Origin of the sequence: Micromonospora sp. NPDC047740 (assembly GCF_043204735.1) — a bacterium.
Classification (GTDB): domain Bacteria; phylum Actinomycetota; class Actinomycetes; order Mycobacteriales; family Micromonosporaceae; genus Micromonospora.
Window position 1 is genome coordinate 137,526 of sequence record NZ_JBIDCT010000002.1, and the last position, 17,741, is coordinate 155,266.

General features: G+C 71.0%; 14 protein-coding genes and 2 pseudogenes. 8 read left to right on the forward strand and 8 right to left on the reverse strand.

Features of this window, described 5'->3' with window-relative positions; translation table 11 throughout:
• Positions 1 to 41: 41 nt before the first annotated feature.
• Positions 42 to 384: pseudogene (locus ACGF4F_RS05175) on the forward strand (transposase family protein); the annotation flags it as partial.
• A gap of 377 nt (positions 385 to 761) precedes the next feature.
• Positions 762 to 1,316 carry a hypothetical protein gene (locus ACGF4F_RS05180; RefSeq protein ID WP_393075050.1) on the forward strand — a complete coding sequence of 185 codons (555 nt, stop codon included), beginning with the start codon at positions 762 to 764 and terminating at the stop codon, positions 1,314 to 1,316.
• Between the two features lie 48 nt (positions 1,317 to 1,364).
• Here ACGF4F_RS05180 and ACGF4F_RS05185 read toward each other — a convergent pair.
• Positions 1,365 to 1,572, reverse strand: a pseudogene (locus ACGF4F_RS05185) (transposase); the annotation flags it as partial.
• A 315-nt stretch (positions 1,573 to 1,887) separates the two neighbouring features.
• Complete coding sequence (locus ACGF4F_RS05190) at positions 1,888 to 2,709, reverse strand: hypothetical protein (protein ID WP_393075053.1); 822 nt, start codon at positions 2,707 to 2,709, stop codon at positions 1,888 to 1,890.
• 704 nt (positions 2,710 to 3,413) lie between these two features.
• Here ACGF4F_RS05190 and ACGF4F_RS05195 point away from each other — a divergent pair.
• The 5 genes from ACGF4F_RS05195 to ACGF4F_RS05215 all read left to right on the forward strand — a co-directional run bounded on the left by ACGF4F_RS05195 (position 3,414) and on the right by ACGF4F_RS05215 (position 9,031).
• A complete protein-coding gene (locus tag ACGF4F_RS05195) occupies positions 3,414 to 3,716 on the forward strand; it encodes a MerR family transcriptional regulator (protein WP_357437105.1) in 303 nt (100 codons plus the stop codon).
• A gap of 261 nt (positions 3,717 to 3,977) precedes the next feature.
• Positions 3,978 to 6,704, forward strand: coding sequence for a tetratricopeptide repeat protein (locus tag ACGF4F_RS05200; protein ID WP_393075055.1), 2,727 nt, complete (start codon positions 3,978 to 3,980; stop codon positions 6,702 to 6,704).
• Positions 6,705 to 6,831: 127 nt separating this feature from the next.
• A complete protein-coding gene (locus tag ACGF4F_RS05205) occupies positions 6,832 to 7,527 on the forward strand; it encodes a hypothetical protein (protein ID WP_393075058.1) in 696 nt (231 codons plus the stop codon).
• Positions 7,524 to 8,192 (forward strand): DUF2306 domain-containing protein, encoded by a 669-nt coding sequence (locus ACGF4F_RS05210; protein WP_393075061.1) that lies wholly within the window; start codon positions 7,524 to 7,526, stop codon positions 8,190 to 8,192. The genes ACGF4F_RS05205 and ACGF4F_RS05210 overlap by 4 nt, the downstream gene beginning before the upstream one ends.
• The gene (locus tag ACGF4F_RS05215) at positions 8,189 to 9,031 is read left to right on the forward strand and encodes a GNAT family N-acetyltransferase (RefSeq protein ID WP_393075064.1); all 843 of its coding nucleotides are present in this window, start codon (positions 8,189 to 8,191) and stop codon (positions 9,029 to 9,031) included. The genes ACGF4F_RS05210 and ACGF4F_RS05215 overlap by 4 nt, the downstream gene beginning before the upstream one ends.
• 16 nt (positions 9,032 to 9,047) lie before the next feature.
• Here the strand turns inward: ACGF4F_RS05215 and ACGF4F_RS05220 are convergent, their stop codons facing one another.
• Positions 9,048 to 9,500, reverse strand: coding sequence for a MarR family winged helix-turn-helix transcriptional regulator (locus ACGF4F_RS05220; protein ID WP_393075067.1), 453 nt, complete (start codon positions 9,498 to 9,500; stop codon positions 9,048 to 9,050).
• Positions 9,501 to 9,645: 145 nt separating this feature from the next.
• Here ACGF4F_RS05220 and ACGF4F_RS05225 point away from each other — a divergent pair, with 145 nt between their 5' ends.
• Complete coding sequence (locus ACGF4F_RS05225) at positions 9,646 to 10,890, forward strand: phosphodiester glycosidase family protein (RefSeq protein WP_393075594.1); 1,245 nt, start codon at positions 9,646 to 9,648, stop codon at positions 10,888 to 10,890.
• Positions 10,891 to 10,990: 100 nt separating this feature from the next.
• Here ACGF4F_RS05225 and ACGF4F_RS05230 read toward each other — a convergent pair whose 3' ends face one another.
• The 5 genes from ACGF4F_RS05230 to ACGF4F_RS05250 form a co-directional block, all read right to left on the reverse strand.
• Complete coding sequence (locus tag ACGF4F_RS05230; protein ID WP_393075070.1) at positions 10,991 to 12,706, reverse strand: amidohydrolase; 1,716 nt, start codon at positions 12,704 to 12,706, stop codon at positions 10,991 to 10,993.
• Between the two features lie 243 nt (positions 12,707 to 12,949).
• On the reverse strand, positions 12,950 to 13,765 hold the full coding sequence (locus ACGF4F_RS05235) for a GNAT family N-acetyltransferase (RefSeq protein WP_393075073.1): 816 nt from the start codon (positions 13,763 to 13,765) through the stop codon (positions 12,950 to 12,952).
• 67 nt (positions 13,766 to 13,832) lie between these two features.
• Complete coding sequence (locus tag ACGF4F_RS05240; protein ID WP_393075076.1) at positions 13,833 to 16,307, reverse strand: FtsX-like permease family protein; 2,475 nt, start codon at positions 16,305 to 16,307, stop codon at positions 13,833 to 13,835.
• Complete coding sequence (locus tag ACGF4F_RS05245; protein ID WP_393075079.1) at positions 16,304 to 17,026, reverse strand: ABC transporter ATP-binding protein; 723 nt, start codon at positions 17,024 to 17,026, stop codon at positions 16,304 to 16,306. Before ACGF4F_RS05245 ends, ACGF4F_RS05240 begins: the two co-directional genes overlap by 4 nt.
• Positions 17,023 to 17,649 (reverse strand): PadR family transcriptional regulator, encoded by a 627-nt coding sequence (locus tag ACGF4F_RS05250; protein WP_393075082.1) that lies wholly within the window; start codon positions 17,647 to 17,649, stop codon positions 17,023 to 17,025. The genes ACGF4F_RS05245 and ACGF4F_RS05250 overlap by 4 nt, the downstream gene beginning before the upstream one ends.
• Positions 17,650 to 17,741: the final 92 nt, after the last annotated feature.

A 17,741-nucleotide genomic window follows, 5' to 3' on the forward strand; every position in this document is an offset into this window, starting at 1 on the left:
GTCGAGGTCATGTGGGCAAGATCGATGATCTTAGGAAGATGATGTTCTCGGGGCTGTTGCCGCTGGCGATCGACGACGTTACGGACGAGGGCGAACGGATCCTGGTGCGGACTCGGACTCCCGAGGGGCCGGTGGCCTGTCCGGGCTGCGCGGCGGTAACGGGCTGGGTGCACGGATATCATCAGCGGACTGCCGCGGACGTGCCGGTCGATGCTCGGCCGGTGGTGGTCCGGGTACGTCGGCTGGTGTGCGACCCAAGGCTGCCGTCAGACGTTCCGGGAACACCTGCCCGGGCTCCTGAACCGCTACCAGCGCCGCACACCCCGGCTGATCTCCCAGGTCGGTGCAGTGGTGCGTCAGTTGGCCGGCCGCGCTGGCGCCCGGGCCCCATCGGGGAGTGTCACGCAGGTCCCGAGACCGGACAAGTCATCCAGGAGCCGGCTCCACAGCCGTTCAGGGTCAGGTCAACCGCTCACCTGGGAGAGGGAGGGGCGGCCGCCGGTGGCCGGCGCCGACCCCGGGGGGCCGGGTCCGTGCCGGGCGAGGTTGGGTCAACTGCGCCACTGTGGCGGTGTCCGCCGGGGGCGCGGTCCGTGACACGAGATGCGACTCAGTCTGTCCCGGCAGCGTCCGTACGTGCGTCAGGTCCGCTTGACGTAGGGGCCGGGTGGCAGCTCGCTCTCCCCGGCGGCGGGTCGACGGCGAAGGCGATGGCAGGAGGTTCCCTAGCGGTTTTGCCACCCGCTCGGACAATGATCGGCATGGCAGAGATGAGCCCGCGCAAGGTTAGGCTGCTGGGCTGGCTGTTAATGCTGGGACTCCCGTTGTATGGGTTTGCCCTCGACTTCGTCCTCCTCCTTCTCACGTATGTGGTGCTGGCCTCGATCGCTCCGAGCGTGCTGGGTGAGGTGGCTGCTAGCCCTGCGAGGTTCGCTGCGTGGATCGTGCTGGTGAGGCTGCCGATGATGCTCGCCTATGCGCTGGCCGTTGGGTGGCGCGGCTGGATGGCCTTGGTGATCAGGGGCGAGTTTCCCGATCCTCCGGTACGGAAGGGTTGGCGGCGCGCCCTGGTCAAGGTGCGCGACTGGGGAGCAGATGCCGCTTGGTCAGTGATGGCCGCGCTGATCGTCTTCGACCATGTGGCCGATCCGGGCGATGCACAGGTCTGGCAGCTCGTCGCCGTGACCGCTGCCGGACCATTCCTGCTGCCGGAGTCCGTGAAGGGATTGTTCTGGCTGCTGCGTTGGTGGTGGCGACGGAGGCACACATCCCACGCACGGCACGGGAGGCCCGATGAGGAGCCCATCAATATCTGACACCCGGGCCGTGTGACCAACTGGGTGAACGACCGAGGCGACCAACGCCGCCCACGCCGTGCCGTGGAGCCCGGGTGTCGGCGATGGTGGCTGCGTCCGGTACACCCCAGGTGGTGGGATCGCCGAAGACGAACTCGTCGCCGTGCCTGCGGGGTCGGCCGATCGTCCCGGGTTGCCGGGCTGCCACTGCTCGGCGTAGTACCCGGTCTGAGCGCATCCGAGCGAGGACCTGCACGGGCAGGTCACGCAGGAGGAACTACCAGGCCGTCCTGCAACCAGGCGCCACCATCGCCGGACCCCTCGCAGACACGCTGCGCCGCGGTGAAGTGGACCATGGCTGGGACCGCCAGGTGGCGCCTGAACGGGTCCGGGTGGGGCGCGATCGCGCCAGACGAGTCAGCCGGTGGGAAGGGCGAGTCATCTACCTCTGCCGGGCGGAGGCGTCGTCGGGAAGCGCCGGGGTTGCGGCGAGGGTGTGCCCGCAGCCGAACGTGGGCACACCCTCGCACGCCTCTTCTCACGGGTTTGGCCGGTGGAACTGCTGGGTCTCGTCGCTGACCTTGCCGGACCGCTACGTGCCGCTCTGCCGGCCTCGGGTGCCGGACACCGACGATGGCGGCATCACCTGGGTGGTTGCCGTGCCCCGGTCGGCCATCTGCCGTTCGTAGTCGGCGCGGCCGGCGGTCTGCGCCTGCCGCTGCTCGCGGATGGCCCGGGACTCCTCCGCCATGCGGTTGAGCCAACCGTCCCAGCGGGCCTGCATCGGCTTCACCAGGCCCCCGCCGACCCCGATGATCAGGATGCCGGCCACGGTGGCGAGGAACGCGATCAGCACCGGAGTGGTGACCGTGGTGGCGATGCCGACCTGGTTCAGTGCCGCGATGATGCCGAGCGCCAGGATGAAGACCGCTGTCAGATTCGCCAGCACCCGCCCGTACGAGAGCCCACCGAGCGCGCCGGTCACCAGGTCCCGGACGGCGTTGGCGATGGCGGCGGCGACGATCACGATGATGATCGCCACGAAGGCTCGCGGCAGCCACGAGATGACGCCTCGGATCAGCCCACTGATCGGGTTTGGTCCCCAGACCCCGAACGCGAGCTGCAGGGTGAACAGCAGGACCGCGTAGTAGGCCAGCTTGGCCAGGATGTCGCTGGCGTCGTACTTGCTGCGTTCGAGCGCGCGTTTCACGCCGCCGCGTTCGACCGCGCGGTCGAAGCCCACCCGTTCCAGTACCTTGTCCACGATCTTCAGGACGGCTCGGGCGATGAGCCAGCCGATCACGAGGATCACGATGAACGCGACCGCTTTCGGCACGAAGAGCAGCACGGACCGCCACAGGTCGGTCAGCGCGCCACTGATGTTGACCTGTCCGGCCGCGAGGGTTTTCTGCATGATGTCCCTCCTGTCGCATGAACTGCGAACGTCCGCATACCCGGTCGGTCCGCCGGCACGCCCGCGCCGAGTCGGCAGAATCTATGCGCGAGTTAGTAGACATGCTCGCCGTCGCCGGTTATATTTTCTCGGGTTGAGAGCAAAGGAACGACAGCGACGCGGACGGAACCGCCGGACGAGGCGAGGGGGCAGGGCCAGCAAGCGACACGGCCCTGCTCAGCACGAGAAGTGCCAGGCAGTTGAACGACAGCACCTTGTAGTTGAAGTGGAAGTTCAGTACGGCGGTATCCCGGGGGCAGATATGCTCCCGGGTACCGAAGTGGTGGGGCCGACGTCAGGTTTCAGGGTTCCGCTGCTAGCAGTAACCGTTCCGCCGCACGTGTCTGGGGCCATGGAGTCGCGTGGGGTTTCGACACCGGCGGACAGCAAGTAGTAGTAGAGGAAGTCAGAGGAGAGGGAGGGCTGTACACACCGTTGGATCGCCCGATGCCGGCCGCATCGACTGGGCTCGGCGCGGACACCGTTGTTTCCATCGAACGAGAGGTGGTCTCCGGTCACGCTTACGCGATCCCCGCACCCGAAGCCGACTCGCGCGGCTGGTGCGGATATGACTCACCGACGTTCCTGTCGGTGAATGGTGTTTCTGACCCGTAACCCTTGGGCCCCGGCGCTACGGCGCCGGGGCCCTCGTGATGGAGGTGTGCATGGCACAACCGGATGACAGGCTCGACGACGAGGATTACCCGGCCTACACGATGGGCCGCGCGGCGGAGATCGTCGGCTGCTCGCCGGACTTTCTACGCCGGCTCGGCGAGGCGAAACTGATCGACCCGTACCGGTCCGGCGGCGGCCACCGCCGCTACTCCCGATACCAACTGCGGCTGGCCGCCCGCGCCCGCGAGATGTGCGACCAGGGCACCGACATGGCCTCCGCCGTACGGATCATCATCCTCGAAGACCAACTCGAGGAAGCCCTGCGGCAAAACCAATCTCAGCAGCCCCGCTGACCACACCCGATCCGGCGACAGGCCGGGCGACGCAACCGCCACACGGTCCCGCCCGTCAGGGCAGGGGCCGTTTGTCGTCACCGCCCGCAGCCCCGGCCCCGTGCCGCAGACGCCCGGACGGGCGCAACGACTCGTTCCCGCCGCCATCCTGCCCTAACCGGTCCGCCCGGCTGAGCGGCTCGACGTGGACTGGATGTTCCGCCAGGTAGACGGGGCCAGTACCGGCTGACCACCGCCTCACAGCGGGCCTACGATGATTGGATGCCTGTGCTGGGCACCAAGCTGCACCTGCCCTCGCCGCGTCGTCGGCTGGTGCAGCGCGCCCGCCTCACCGACCAACTGCGCACGGACGGAGGCGAAGGGCCGCGGCTGGTCCTCGTCGCGGCACCGGCTGGGTTCGGCAAGACCACACTTCTGGTGCAGTGGCTGGCGGCGGTCGAGAAGTCGCAGCGCAGAGTTGCGTGGTTGGCTCTCGACACAGGCGACGCCGACCTCCGGCAGTTTCTGACCCACCTCGTGGCCGCGATTCAGACCGCCGAGCCCGAGGCTGGTGTCGACGCGCTCGCCCTGCTGGAGGCCGGCGGTGCCACGCCAACCGACACCGTCCTGGTCAGCCTGATCAACGATCTCGACGTCCTCGCCGGTCCCACGGTGGTGGCGCTCGACGACTACCACGTCATCGACGCGGCCGCCGTCCATGAGGCGGTGACCTTCCTCCTGGACAACCTGCCTCCGCAGGTCACGCTGGCGGTGACCACTCGGGCCGACCCGCCGCTCCCGCTGTCCCGTCTGCGTGCGCGGGGCGAGCTCGTGGAGGTGCGGGCCGCTGACCTCAGGTTCACCACCGACGAGGCGGAGGTGTTCCTCAACGAGGTGATGGGGCTGCAGCTCGAGCCCGCGCTGGTGGCCGCGCTCGAGGCGCGCACCGAGGGGTGGGCGGCGGGGCTGCAGCTGGCCGCGCTGTCGGCCCGGACCCATGCCGCCGCCGACGGGCCTGGAGATGTCGCTGGGTTCGTCGAGGCCTTCTCCGGGAGCCATCGGTTCGTCCTCGACTACCTCGTTGAGGAGGTTCTGGACCGGCAGCCGGACGAGGTGCGCGCGTTCCTGCTCGACACCTCCGTGCTCGACCAGCTGACCGGCGGCCTTTGCGACGCCCTGACCGGTCGCTCCGACGGTCAGCCGATGCTGGAGACCCTTGAGCGCGAGCACCTGTTCGTCGTCCCGCTCGATGACGAGCGCCGGTGGTACCGCTACCACCAGCTCTTCGCCGACGCATTGCGTGCCCGCCTGGCGGCCCGGCAGGCCGACCGGGTCGGTGAGCTGCACGCCGCGGCCAGCCGATGGCTCGCCGAGAACGGGCTGCTGGCCGACGCCGTACGGCACGCGATCGCGAGCGGCGACCACGAGCACACCGCCGACCTCGTCGAGCTCGCCGAGGCCGACATGCGCCGACGACGCCAGGACCGCACCCTTCGCGACTGGCTGGTTGCGCTGCCCGGCGACGTCGTCCGTCGCCGACCGCTGCTGGCCACCTTCGTGGGGTGGAGCCGGCTCTCCGAGGGCGACTTCGACGGGGTGGAGGCGTGGCTCGACGCCGCTGAGGCTGCTCTCGACACGATGCCGCCATCGACCATTCCTACCGCGGGCTCACTGGCCGAGGCGGCCCGGGACCGGGAGGGCGAACTCCGCTCCCTCCCAGCCATGATCGCGGTCTACCGCGCCGCGGTCGCCCAGGCCAGGGGCGATGTCGACGGTACCGTCTCGCACGCCCGCCGGGCACTCGCGCTGGCCGGGCCGGAGGACCACTTCCCGCGCGGAGCCGCCGCCGGCTTCGTCGGCCTGGCGGCTTGGGCGGCCGGCGACCTCGGCGCCGCGGTGGACACGTTCACCGCGGCGGTCGCCAGCCTGCACGCGGCCGGCATGGTCGCAGACGAGCTGGGCGCGACTGTCGTGCTGGCAGAAATGTGGCTGGCGCGCGGACGTCCGGTCGAGGCGCGCCGGCTCTACGAACGGGCGCTGGCCGCGGCCGAGAGCCACCCCGGCCCGGTGCTCCCCACCACCGGCGACCTGCACGTCGGCCTCGCCAACGTCCTCCGCGAGCAGGGCGACCTCGACGCGGCCACGGAGCACCTCGAGCTCGCCCGCGAGCTCGGCGACCGGGCGTCGCTGCTGGAGAACCGGCACCGCTGGTACACCGCGACGGCCGCACTGCTGCAGGCGCAAGGCGACCTCGACGGCGCGATCGCGATGCTCAACCAGGCGGAGCCGCTCTTCCTGCCCGGCTACTTCCCGGACGTGCGGCCGATCGCCGCGACCCGAGCACGGGTGCGGATCGCCCAGGGCCGCCTCGATGAGGCGCGAGCGTGGGCCCGCGAGCGCGGCGTCGTGCCGACGGATCCGCTGGCCTACCTGGCCGAGTACGACCAACTCACCCTCGCCCGGCTGCTCATCGCCGAGGGTGACGCGCGCGCGGCGCTCGACCTGCTCGACCGCGTGCTGGACGCCGCGCGGACGGCGGGCCGCGACGGCAGCCTGGTCGAGGCGGGCCTGGTGCGGGCGCTCGCCCACCAGGCGAACGGCGACGTGGACTCGGCGGCGCGCGACCTCGCTGCCGCCCTCGCTGACGGGGTGCCGGCCGGCTACTGCCGGCTCTTCCTCGACGAGGGATACCCGATGGCGGAGCTGCTCGGGAAGGTCGCCCGCGCCGCGCCGCACGACGTACGGACGCACGCCGAGCACCTGCTGGCCGCCGCACAAAGACCGTCGGCACCCGCACCCGCCGGACCCGCCTCCGAGGAAGGACTCAGCGGGCGTGAGCTCGAGGTCCTGCGCCTGCTGGCGACCGACCTCAGCGGGCCGGAGATCGCGCGACAGCTCTTCGTATCGGTGAACACGCTGCGCACGCACACCAAGCACATCTTCACCAAGCTCGACGTGAACACCCGCCGCGCCGCGGTACGCCGAGCCGCGGACCTCGGCCTGCTCTGAGCGTCACCGCGGAGCCGAATCACCACCCCGGTCACATCACATGGTGATGTGACCTCACCACGTCGGTTCCTAACGTCCCGGATATCGCCGGACACCCCGCCCGGCACCGCGCACCAAGGAATCCGACATGAACATCACCACCCACCGCATCACCGCAGCCGCCGGCCTGTGCGCGGCCGCCGCCGGCGCCATCTACGCAGGCGTCCAGGTCAACCACCCACCGGCCGACGTTGCGCACATCGTGACGACCGAGATGGCGGTCCGTGAGACCGCCAAGGCCGTGATGGCCGTCCTGTCGCTGGCCGGCTTCGCCGGCATGTTCCTCCGCAACCACCGCCGGTTCGGGGTTCTCGGGGTGGCCGGCTACGTGCTGCTGACCGTCGGATACCTCGCGATGTTCGCCAACCAGGTCATCGTCGCCTGCGTCCTGCCGACCGTGGCCAAGACGAGCCCGGGCTACGTCCAGGACTATGTTGACGCCGCCATGGGTGGCAGCCCGAGCGGCGATATCGGCGGCATGACCGTCCTGTTCGGCATCACCGGCATCGGCTACTCGCTCGGCGGCCTGCTTTTCGGCATCGCGCTGTTCCGAGCGGGCATCTTGCCCCGCTGGGCCGCCCTGCTGCTGGCCTATGGCACCGTCTCCGCGCTGGCGCTGTCCGTGCTCCCGGAGTCCTTCGACCGCCCGTTCGCGGTGCCCACCGGCGTCGCACTGATCGGCCTCGGCATCTCACTGTGGCGCGACGGGCGCCGGCGGGTCGACGCCGCCGAGGCGGTCGACGCCCGGCCCACGGCCCACGCCGACGTCGCCGCGGTCCGGTGAGCACCCGGAAACGGAGCTGGCCGGTGCCGATGGCGCTGGTCGCCCTAAGCGCGATCCCGCTGACGGCCGGGACGCTGCGGCTGATCCAGCTGGCCGGCGGCCCGGCCATCATCCCCGCTGACCACCGGTTCACCGGCCTCCCGCTCCCGCTCGTGGTGCACATCGTCGGCGCGACGATGTACGTGCTCGTCGGGATCCTGCAGCTCATGCCACGGTTCCGCCGCCGGCACCTGGCCTGGCACCGCCGTGCCGGCCGGGTGCTGGCCGTGGCCGGCCTGCTGGTGGCGACCTCGGCCCTCTGGATGACGCTGTTCTACGAGGCGCAGCCAGGCACCGGCGGCCTGCTCTACGTGCTCCGCCTGGTCTTCGGGTCCGCGATGGCCGCCTGCCTTGTGCTTGGCTTCACCGCCGTACGTCGCCGGGACACCGCGGCCCACCGGGCGTGGATGATCCGGGCGTACGCGATCGGCCTGGCCGCCGGCACCCAGGCCTTCACCGAGGGCATCGGCGGCGCGATCTTCGGCCCCGGCGTGCTCGCCGCCGATCTCGCCAAGGGCGCCGGCTGGGTGATCAACTTGGCCGTCGCCGAGTGGGCCCTTCGAAGTCCCGCCCGTCGGCGCCCCGTACTCCCCACAGGTCCTCAGCAAACTGGAGCGCCCTCATGAACACCGCCCCCACGACGTACACGATCCGCGTCGACGGCCACCTCGACGACCACTGGTCCGCCTGGCTCGGCCAGCTCGACCTGACCCGCAACGACGACGGCACCACCACCGTCACGGTCTCGGTCGTCGACCAAGCGCAGCTCCACGGTGTACTCGCCGGACTGCGCGACATCGGCGTCGTCCTCACTGAGCTCCGCGCCACCGGTACGCCGGCCCCCATCTGCCCGTCGGTGCTCGAGCGCCCATTGCAGACCGAGCGCCTCACCCTCCGTCCCGCCACCGCCGACGACGCCGACGCGACCTGGACGTTCCGTCAGCTCGAGTCGGTCAACGAGTGGCTCACTGGCTGCCCCGCAGACCTCGAGGGCTACCGCGAGCTGTTCTCGAAGCCTGCCCGCCTCGCGACCACTGTCATCGTCACCCTCGGCCACGACCCCGAGGCCCCGACCATCGGCGACTTCATGCTCCGCCGCGAGGACGCCTGGGCCCAGCTCGATGTCGCCGACCAGGCGCGCGACACGCAGGCAGAGCTCGGCTGGGTCCTCGATCCCGCCTTCACCGGCCACGGCTACGCCACCGAAGCCGTACGTGAGCTCCTCCGCTACTGCTTCGAGGATCTCGGCGTGCGCCGGGCCACCGCGAACTGCTTCCTCGGCAACGACACCTCCTGGCGCCTCATGGAGCACGTCGGCATGCGCCGCGAAGTGCACGCAGTCCGCGAGTCACTGCACCGGTCCGGCCGATGGCTGGACACGGTCGGCTACGCCATCCTCGAACAGGAGTGGCGACGGGCCCGGTTGCGTCGACCGGCCCTGGGATCGGCGATGCCAGGACGCTGAACCACCCGCAGACCATTCAGTCCTGCACGCCGGCGCGGCTGGCCAACGCTGTTTCGACGTTGTCGGCCATGACCGACAGGATCCGAACGGTCTCGGCGTACTGCTCGGGGCTGAGTCCGTGCAGCAGCAGCCGCCGAGTCTCGCCGACGCGCTCGGCCGCCCTACGGTGCGCCGCGCGCCCCTGCTCGGTCAGGTTGAGCGCGTCGCCGTCGTCCGCCACCCATCCCCGCGTGACCAGGCCGTCGGGACCGTCGAGGATCGCGCCGAAGTGGGGTACGCCGTCCGGCCAGAACGGTGCGAGCGCCTGCTCGATCTCGCTGCGGCTCCGCGCCGCGCTAGACAGCGCGTTCAGGATCTGCCACTGCCGGCGGTCGAGGCCGAGGTCGCCCAGCGTCGCGTCGAACTGCTTCTCGATCAGGTTGTGCAAGTGCTTGAGCCAGTAGCCGATCGGCTTGTCGGTGCCGCTCACGTCGACTCCTTCGGGTCAGCTGTTCCTCAACCACAATTCGGCTCGGTGTCAAGTGGAGTCGGGACCGTGGTTCCTCGGCGCCGCCAAGATCACGGCCATGACTGTTTCCACTGCTGACCTGTCCCGCTTCCGCCGGGCCGGGGCGATCGCGGCGGCCGCCCTGGCCGCGGTGGCGCTCGGTGTCGTACCGCAGGCCCGGGCCGAGGCCGCCGCCGGCACGCTTCCGCTCGGCGACGCCGACCTGACGGAGGTACACGCCAGTCGTGCCCTGGCCGAGGGCGTCACCCTCACCCGGATCGAGCGGGGCAGCGCGCCGGCGCCCGCCGACCAGATCAACACCACCACGCGGGGTCCGTGGGTGGTCAACGTGCTCACGATCGACCCGAGCAAGGCCCGCGGGCACCTGAAGGCGACGTACGGCCCGGACCTCGCCAAGGTCGAGAAGACCACCGACCTGGTCCGCGCCTCCGGCGCCCTCGCCGGGGTCAACGCCTCCTTCTTCACCTTCACCGCCAGCCAGCTCTACCCGGGCGACCCGGTCGGGCTTGGGCTGTTCGGCGGGAAGCTGCTCAGCGAGCCGATCAGCGACCCGGCCGAGGTCAACTTCGTCGTCGACGCCAACAGCAACCGGGCCCTCACCGGGAAGCTGACCTGGTCGGGCAGCGTACGAAACCGGCAGACCGACGCCACCCTGCCGCTGGAGTTCATCAACCACCCGCCGGTCGTGCCCGCCGGCTGCGCCGCCCTCGTCGATCAGACGCAGTGCACCCTGCCCGGCGACGTCGTCGAGTTCACCCCCGAGTTCGCCGCGGCCACCCCGTCCGGCGCCGGCGTGGAGGTCGTGCTCGACCGGCTCGGCTGCGTGGTGCGCACCTCGACCACCCGGGGCACCACCCTCGCGGCCGGCCAGACCTCGCTGCAGGCCACCGGGCGGGACACCGCCGCCCTGCTCGACGTGACCGCGCAGGGTTGCGTGAGCATGACCTCGACCCTGACCGACCAGAACGGCGAGCACCTTCCCGTGCGGCCCGGCCTGTTCGGGGTGACCGGGCGGTACCCGCTGACGGCGGACGGCCAGATCGTCGTACCGGCCGGCTCCGGCAGCTTCTTCGACCGCAACCCGCGCACCATCGCCGGTACCACCCGGGACGGGAAGATCGTGCTCGCCACCATCGACGGCCGCCAGACCACCAGCGTCGGCACCACCATGGACGAGACCGCCGCTGTCGCCCAGGCGCTCGGCATGTCCGACTCGATCAACCTCGACGGCGGCGGCTCCACCGCCATGTCCGTCGAGGGCGCCCTGGTCAACCGGCCCAGCGGGTCGACCGAGCGGGCCGTCGGCGACGCGCTGATCTACGTGGACGGCCCGTACCGCAGCGGGAACTGACCGCCACCACCAATGGGCCGCAACAGCGGCCACGCGAGGGGCCGGCCGAGGTGGCGCCCGGCCAGGTGATCAACCGCCTGGCCGGGCGCACCGGTACGGATCAGTCGAGCGGGGGCAGGTTCGACGGTGGCAGCGCGGGCCCGAGGTCCGGGGCCGTCTCGGTCGAGACGACCCGCCGGGGCGGCCACTTGACGCCGGGCGGCGGCCACGACTGCCCGGTCCGCTCCAGGAACCACGCCGGCGGCTCGTAGAGCGGCAACTCGTAGTCGCCGGGCAGCAGGCTCTTCCACTTGATCTTGGCGGTACGCCGGTCGAACTCGTCCTTCATCTCACCCAGCACTGTCGGTTGGGTCAGCAGGTCGATGGTGGTTGCCGCCAGGTACTTGGCGGCGATCAGGGTGGTGAGGTGGCCGGCGTGGGAGGCCGCAGTGGCGGTGTGGTGCCACGAGTGGTTCTTCGTGCCGCCGGGCTGATGCGCGGTCCCCATTCCGATCGTCGGCACCTGCCAGCTGATGTCGGCGACGTCGGTCGAACCTCCGCCCATGAAGACCGTGGCCGGCGGCCGCAGCTCGGTGATCGTTTCGGAGAAGCCGGTCTCCGCCGTGCCGTTGGACCGCTGCAGCGCCTTGCCGAACGCCTGGTCCTGGGCGGAGAACTTCGGCGCGCCGATCTGCGTCATGTTGGCGTACATCAGCTCGGCGCCACGCTTGTTGCCGAGCTGGTTCCAGACCCCACCCATGATGCGGTACTGCATCCGGGTGCCGGTGGCCATCGCCGCCGCCTCACCACACTTGATGATCTTGTCCATCAGGATCTTCGCGCGTTCCGGGCTGCCCTCGCGGGCGTAGTACCAGATGCTCGACAGCGTGGGGAAGACGTTCGGCGCCTGGCCGGTCTGCCGGATCGCGTAGTGCATCCGGGAGGTGTGCGCCTGGTCGCTCTCCCGCAGATATTCCGTCAGCATCGCCATCGCCGTCACCGCGTCCTGGCTGGATCGGGTCGCGAGCGGTGACCCGCCGTGGCCGTCGGTGCCGAGGAAATGGAAGGCGATGCTGTACATCGCGTTGCTCGACGACCAGCTCGTGCTGTTGCCGCTGCTGGGGTGCCAGTCGACGAAGGCATCGAGGCCCTTGTAGACCCCGGCTCGCACTGCCACCGACTTGCCGACCAGTTGCTCCTCCGCGGTCGAGCCGAAGAACTTGATCGTGCCGTCGAGGTTGCGAGCGCGCATCGCCGTGGCGGTCGCGACAGCCGCACCCGCCGCGGCTGCGCCGAGCGCGCAGTGGCCGCACCCGTGTCCGAAGCCGTACGTGGGGGCGTACGGGTCGTGGTGGTAGACCAGGGGCGAATGCTGTGGGTTGCCCTTTTCCTGCGACAGCCCGGGTAGCGCGTCGTACTCCCCGCTGAATCCGATCACCGGCTTGCCGGTGCCATGGCTGAAGGTGGCGACGAACGCGGTGGGCATGCCGCCGGCGCCCCACTTGATGGTGAAGCCGTTGGCCTGCAGGAAGTCCGCCTCGGCCCAGGACGAGTTCCACTCGGCCAGGGAGGGCTCGGCGTACTCCCAGATCCGGTCGTTCAACCCCACGATGCGGTGTTCGTTGCGGTCGATCCAGGAGATGGCCGAGTCCTTGGCCTGCGAGTCGATGGCGAGTGTGGTCGGTGGCTCGTAGTTGACCGGGTCGGCGGGCATTGTCTTCGGGTCGAGCGCGAGGTCTGACGCGGCGGCCAGTGCCGGGTCTGACGTCAGGACGGGGGCGACGGCCAGCCCGGCGCCGGCCGCGCCGAGAAGTCCCAGCAGGTCGCGACGGTTCATGCCGGAGGGCTCAAGATGATCGGTGTCACACACCAGGCACTCTCCTTCATCCGGTGGGCGAGCTGACTCGGACGACGGAGCACCGGCGTCCGGGCCATCAGCGCAATCATCCATGCGAATGCAGAGATTAAACAATGGGTGACTGATCAGTAACTCATCGTTTTTCGATGCTCGTGGCCTGCTCACGCTGGGCCCGGCCACCCGCTGGGGCAGGGGCCACGGCACGCGAGTGGATATCTGGTCTCAGGGTGTGATGGCGTACTCGGTGAAGCGGCCGCAGGGTTGGAACCCAAGCCGGCGGTAGACGGGTTCGCCCTCGGAGGATGCTTGCAGGACCACTGTGCGGTAGCCCGCGCCGTACGCGGTGCGCAAGGTCGCCAGGGTGATGGCGCTGCCGTAGCCGCGCCGGCGGTCGGTCGCCAGGGTAGCGATGTTGTAGATCCCAGCGACTCCCGAGTGGAGGAAGACCTCGGCCGAGCAGACGGGGCGATCGTCGACGTAGCCGACCAGGTAGCGAGCGGGGCAGTCGGGGGCGAGGGCCCAGTCGGCTGCATCAGCAAAGAAGCGGCGCACCGTGGCCGCCGGTGGGTTCCAGTTCGCAGCCAGGACGGTCGAGTAATCGGCGAGTTGCTCGGGGGTGCTCACCCGGTGGATGGCCAGATCCCCAGCAGGTTGCTGGGGTGGGGCCGCACGTAGGTCCTGCCACATGCCGGTCTCGGTCTCGGATGCCTGGAGACCGGTGCTTTCCAGGAGCGACGCGAGATCCGCCGGCGTGGAGGCCGGGCCCACCCACCACGAGAAGGGACGCTCGGTGGTGGCCAGTGCCTGAAGGGTCTGCTCGATCCGGGTCGCGGCGGTGTCCGGCGTGAGACGCGCCGCTGCGACGATGTTGAAAGTGTCGTCGTCCAGGCCGCTGTCGGCGATCAGGAGGTCGTTGGTTTCCATGACGGTCGAGCCCGCCACATGCCGGTGCAAGTGGCAGGCATGTTCGGCGAGGTTCTGCTCCATTGCGATCATCAGGTCTGCGCGGCCGCCGAGGAGTTGTTTCCCTTCATTCACAGCGGTTCATCACATCACGTCTGTTCGCCGTTTGCGCGCGAGTTTGGTGGCGCAGCGCGGGCCCTGCTCAGTCCAGTCTGCGGCGGCTCAACGAGGACGGTTCGCGGCCGGCGAGGAGCCAGCCGGCGACGGCGGCGAGCACCGGCAGCCCGACGGTCGCCGCGGCCAGGTGGGCGACGGGTACGTCGGTCAGCGCGTCGAGGTCGCGGTGCAGGACGCTGACCAGCGCGAGGTACGCGCCGGCCAGGCCGAGGACGGCGCCCAGCAGGGCGAGCGCACCGGAGGTCGTGGCGGTCAGCGTGCGCCGTACGCGTCGCGGGGCGCCGGTCGCGGTCAGGGTGCGCAGGTCGCCGGCCGCTTCGCCGCGGATGAGGCCGACGGTCATGGCGAGGATGCCGAGGGCGAGCAGCGCGCCGGCGGCGACCGCTCCGGTCCGCAGTGCCCCGAGGGAGGCTTGCTCGTGGCGGGACTCGATGGTGAGGCCGGCGGTCGCGGCGAGGTTCTGCGCGGTGGTCAGCTCCTGCCCGGTGAGGGGGTGGTCCGCGTCGACGAGCCAGCCGACCCGCGCGGGCTGCCAGCCGTGGCGGGCCATCATGCTCGCGGTGACCATCGAGTTCGGCATCGAGGAGTACCGGGTGTCCGGAAGCGCCTGGGTCTTCGGGTAGACGCGGCGTTCGGGGATGTTCACCAGTTCGAGCGCGCCGGTGCGGACGCTGAGCACCTCGGTGTCGGCGGCGACCGCCGTGGTGTCGAGCCGGTAGAGCCGGAGCAGTTCCGGTGTGGCCACGTAGAGGGGGTACGACGTCATCGTCTGACCGTCGGCAACCGGCGTACCGATCTCGACGGCCGGATGGCCGGGCTGGCCGCCAGGCTGGCCCGGGTCGGCGTACGAGGCGACCACCGCCATGTCGAGCGGGGTCACCGTGGGCGTGCCGAGGTTGCCGGCGATCGCGTCGAGCTGCGCCTGCAGGCTGGCCAGTTGGTCCGGGGTCCGTATCGGGATCACCGGGGTGGGTCGGCCGATGCGGACCAGGAGCGTGGTGTCGGCCAGGTTGCCCAGCCCGGCGGAGTGCCTGGCCTGGTACTCGGCGGCGGCGGACCCGGCGACGACCGCCACCGAGATCCCCAGCGCGAGACTCATCGCGGCGAGCGCCGCGCCGGCCCGGGCCTGGTAGCGGACCAGGTCGGTCAACGCCAGGCGGACGGCCACCGGCATCCCGCCGCGCGCCGCGGCCAGCAACCGGATCGCGGTCGGGCCGACGAAGAGCACCCCGACCGCCGTGGCGAGGGTGCCGGCGGAGATCAGCACCGGGTTGGTGCCGCCGGACAGCACCAGGCAGGTGACACCGGCGGCGAGCAGGACCACGGCGGCCACCGCGGTGCGCCGGGCCGGTCGGGGGCGCGGCGGCCGCGCCGACAGGGCGCTCATGATCGGGGTACGCGCGATGGCCCGCGCCGGCCACCATGCGGCGGCGGTGGCGGTTGCCACGGCCAGCACCATCTCCGCGCCGAGCGTCGCCCAGGGCAGGTCGAACCGGTCGATGCGGTGCCCGGCGGCCGTCTCCACCCGCCCGGCGACGAGCAGCCAGGCGGCGACGCCGATGGTGGTGCCGAGCACCGCGGCGACCGCTCCGACGACGGTGCCGTTGGCCAGCATCACCAGCCGCAGGTGCCGTCGGGTGGCGCCCATCGCGGCGAGCATGCCGAGCTGGCGCTGCCGGCGCTGCGCCACCACGATGAACCCGGCCGCGGCGACCAGCGACACCAGCAGCAGGCCGATGGTGGCCAGCGCCAGCGTGACGGCGGCGATCACCGTACGGGTCATGGCGGGCCGTGACTCGCGTACCAGCGGACCGTCGATGGTGTTGCGGAACGCCTCCAGGGAGGCCTGGTCCCCGGCGACGAGGACGGTGACGGTCTGCGGCGGGTCGGCGTGCGCCGGGTCGACGAGGGCGAACTCGTCGGTCAGGTCCTTGGGGTTCTCCACCACCCCGACGACCAGCCGGTCGTGGCCGTCGAGGCTGACCCGCCGGCCGAGCCCGGTCCGCAGGGTATGCGCCACCCCGTCGGTGACCGCGATCTCGCCCGCGCCGGCCGGGTACCGCCCCTGCCGCAGCGCCAGCATCGGTGCGCCGTACGCGCCGTCAGGGTTCTGCGCGCGGACGTCGACCGGGTCGAACAGGCCCGGCACCTGCACGTAGTGGTGGCCGATCGCGTCGATCGTGCCGAACCACGCCCGTGCGGCGGCGAGCCGGGAGTCGAGCACGGCCGGGTCGCCACCGTCGAGGCGCAGGAGGTGGTCGGCGCGCCCGAACGTCGCGTCGCTTGATGAGGCCATGTTGTAGGTCGCCGAGACGGCGAAGGTGGCCCCGATGACGGCGACGGTGAGCAGTGCGAGGGTGAGCATCTGCTGGCGCCACTCGCGGCGGAACAGCCGTACCGCCCACCGGATCACGGCCCGGTGGGCCGGCAGGCCGCCGCCCGGGGCGCGGCGGGGTGCCGGCCGGTCAGTGCTCGGTGGGGTGGCGGTGCTCGCCGTCACGGGGTCACGTCCCCGGCGAGCAGGGCGTCCGGACCGGTCGACGCAGTCTGGTCGACGACCCGGCCGTCGCGGAGGAACACCACCCGGTCGGCCCAGGAGGCGAGCTGCGCGTCGTGGGTCACCATGACCCCGGCGATCCCGCGCTTGCAGGCCGCGCGCAGCATCCGCATGACCGCTTCGCCGTTGGCCGAGTCCAGCGCACCGGTGGGCTCGTCGGCGAGCAGCAGCCGCCGGTCGCCGACCACGGCGCGGGCGATCGCGACCCGTTGGCGTTCGCCGCCGGACAGGTCGTCGGGGAAGGCGGCGGCCCGTTCGGCCAGCCCCAACTCCTCGAGTACGCGCATGCCGGCGGCCCGTGCGGCCCGCGCGCCCACGCCGTCGAGTTCGAGCGGCAGCGCCACGTTCTCGACGGCGGACAGCCCGGCGAGCAGATTCAGGTCCTGGAAGACGAAGCCGATGGCGCGGCGACGCATCCTGGCCTGCGCGTCGGCGGACATGGTCGACATGTCGTCACCGCAGACCAGCACCGCACCGTCGGTCGGCTCCTCGAGGCTGCCGGCGATCGTCAGCAGGGTGCTCTTGCCGGAGCCGCTCGGACCCATGACGGCCACCAGCTCGCCGCCGTCCACGGTGAGGTCCACCTGCCGCAGCGCGTGTACGGCGGCGTTGCCCGCGCCGTACACCTTGGACACGTGGCGCATGCTCAGCACCGCACTCATCGACGGGCCCCCTCGCGTGCCGGGGTGGATTCGGCCGGTTCCCGGTCGGCGGGGCCGGCCGGTCGGGCCGGGTCGCTCGACGCCGCATCGGCGGGCACGGTGGGCGTGGCGGGTAGGCGGCGCAGCCGGGCGTCGGCCGCGTCGAGCCAGCGGACCACCGCCTCGAGCCGGAACAGTTCCGCGTCGACGACGAGGCCGAGCGCGATGTCGCTGGGGTCCGCCTCGGCCTTGAGGTGGGTGTACCGCTGCATTTCCTCGACGAGGCGCCGGCGGTGGACCTGCAGGATCTCCCGTACGTCGACGTCGGGCAGGCGCACCGCCACCTGCACCTTGATGACGAGTTCGTCGCGCGGGGGAGGCGTGGCGCCGGGCGGGGTCCGCAACCACCGGTCCAGTTCGCGTTCGCCGTCGGCGGTGATCCGGTACCGTCGCTGCGCACCGTCGCGTTCGGTCTCGTCTGATTCCACGTGTCCTTCGCGCTCGAGGCGTTGCAGCGTGGTGTAGACCTGCCCGACGTTGAGCGGCCAGACCTCACCGGTGCGTGCCTCGAACTCCTGCCGCAGTTGCAGGCCGTACTTGGATCCTTCCGCCAGCAACGCCAGCAGTGCATGTCGGATGCTCATGGTCCACCACCCAGCCGTCGATATACTGGGTATAATACTCAGTATCATCGTGCGGTCCAGCCACTTCCGCAGATGAGTTGGTACGGCGTCGG

Excerpts from the sequence above, each read along its gene's own strand:
- ACGF4F_RS05250 (WP_393075082.1), bottom strand. The coding sequence starts at position 17,649 with ATGAGCATCCGACATGCACTGCTGGCGTTGCTGGCGGAAGGATCCAAG.
- ACGF4F_RS05205 (WP_393075058.1), top strand. The coding sequence starts at position 6,832 with ATGAACATCACCACCCACCGCATCACCGCAGCCGCCGGCCTGTGCGCG.
- ACGF4F_RS05195 (WP_357437105.1), top strand. The coding sequence starts at position 3,414 with ATGGCACAACCGGATGACAGGCTCGACGACGAGGATTACCCGGCCTAC.
- ACGF4F_RS05190 (WP_393075053.1), bottom strand. The coding sequence starts at position 2,709 with ATGCAGAAAACCCTCGCGGCCGGACAGGTCAACATCAGTGGCGCGCTG.
- ACGF4F_RS05200 (WP_393075055.1), top strand. The coding sequence starts at position 3,978 with ATGCCTGTGCTGGGCACCAAGCTGCACCTGCCCTCGCCGCGTCGTCGG.
- ACGF4F_RS05180 (WP_393075050.1), top strand. The coding sequence starts at position 762 with ATGGCAGAGATGAGCCCGCGCAAGGTTAGGCTGCTGGGCTGGCTGTTA.
- ACGF4F_RS05230 (WP_393075070.1), bottom strand. The coding sequence starts at position 12,706 with ATGAACCGTCGCGACCTGCTGGGACTTCTCGGCGCGGCCGGCGCCGGG.
- ACGF4F_RS05215 (WP_393075064.1), top strand. The coding sequence starts at position 8,189 with ATGAACACCGCCCCCACGACGTACACGATCCGCGTCGACGGCCACCTC.
- ACGF4F_RS05245 (WP_393075079.1), bottom strand. The coding sequence starts at position 17,026 with ATGAGTGCGGTGCTGAGCATGCGCCACGTGTCCAAGGTGTACGGCGCG.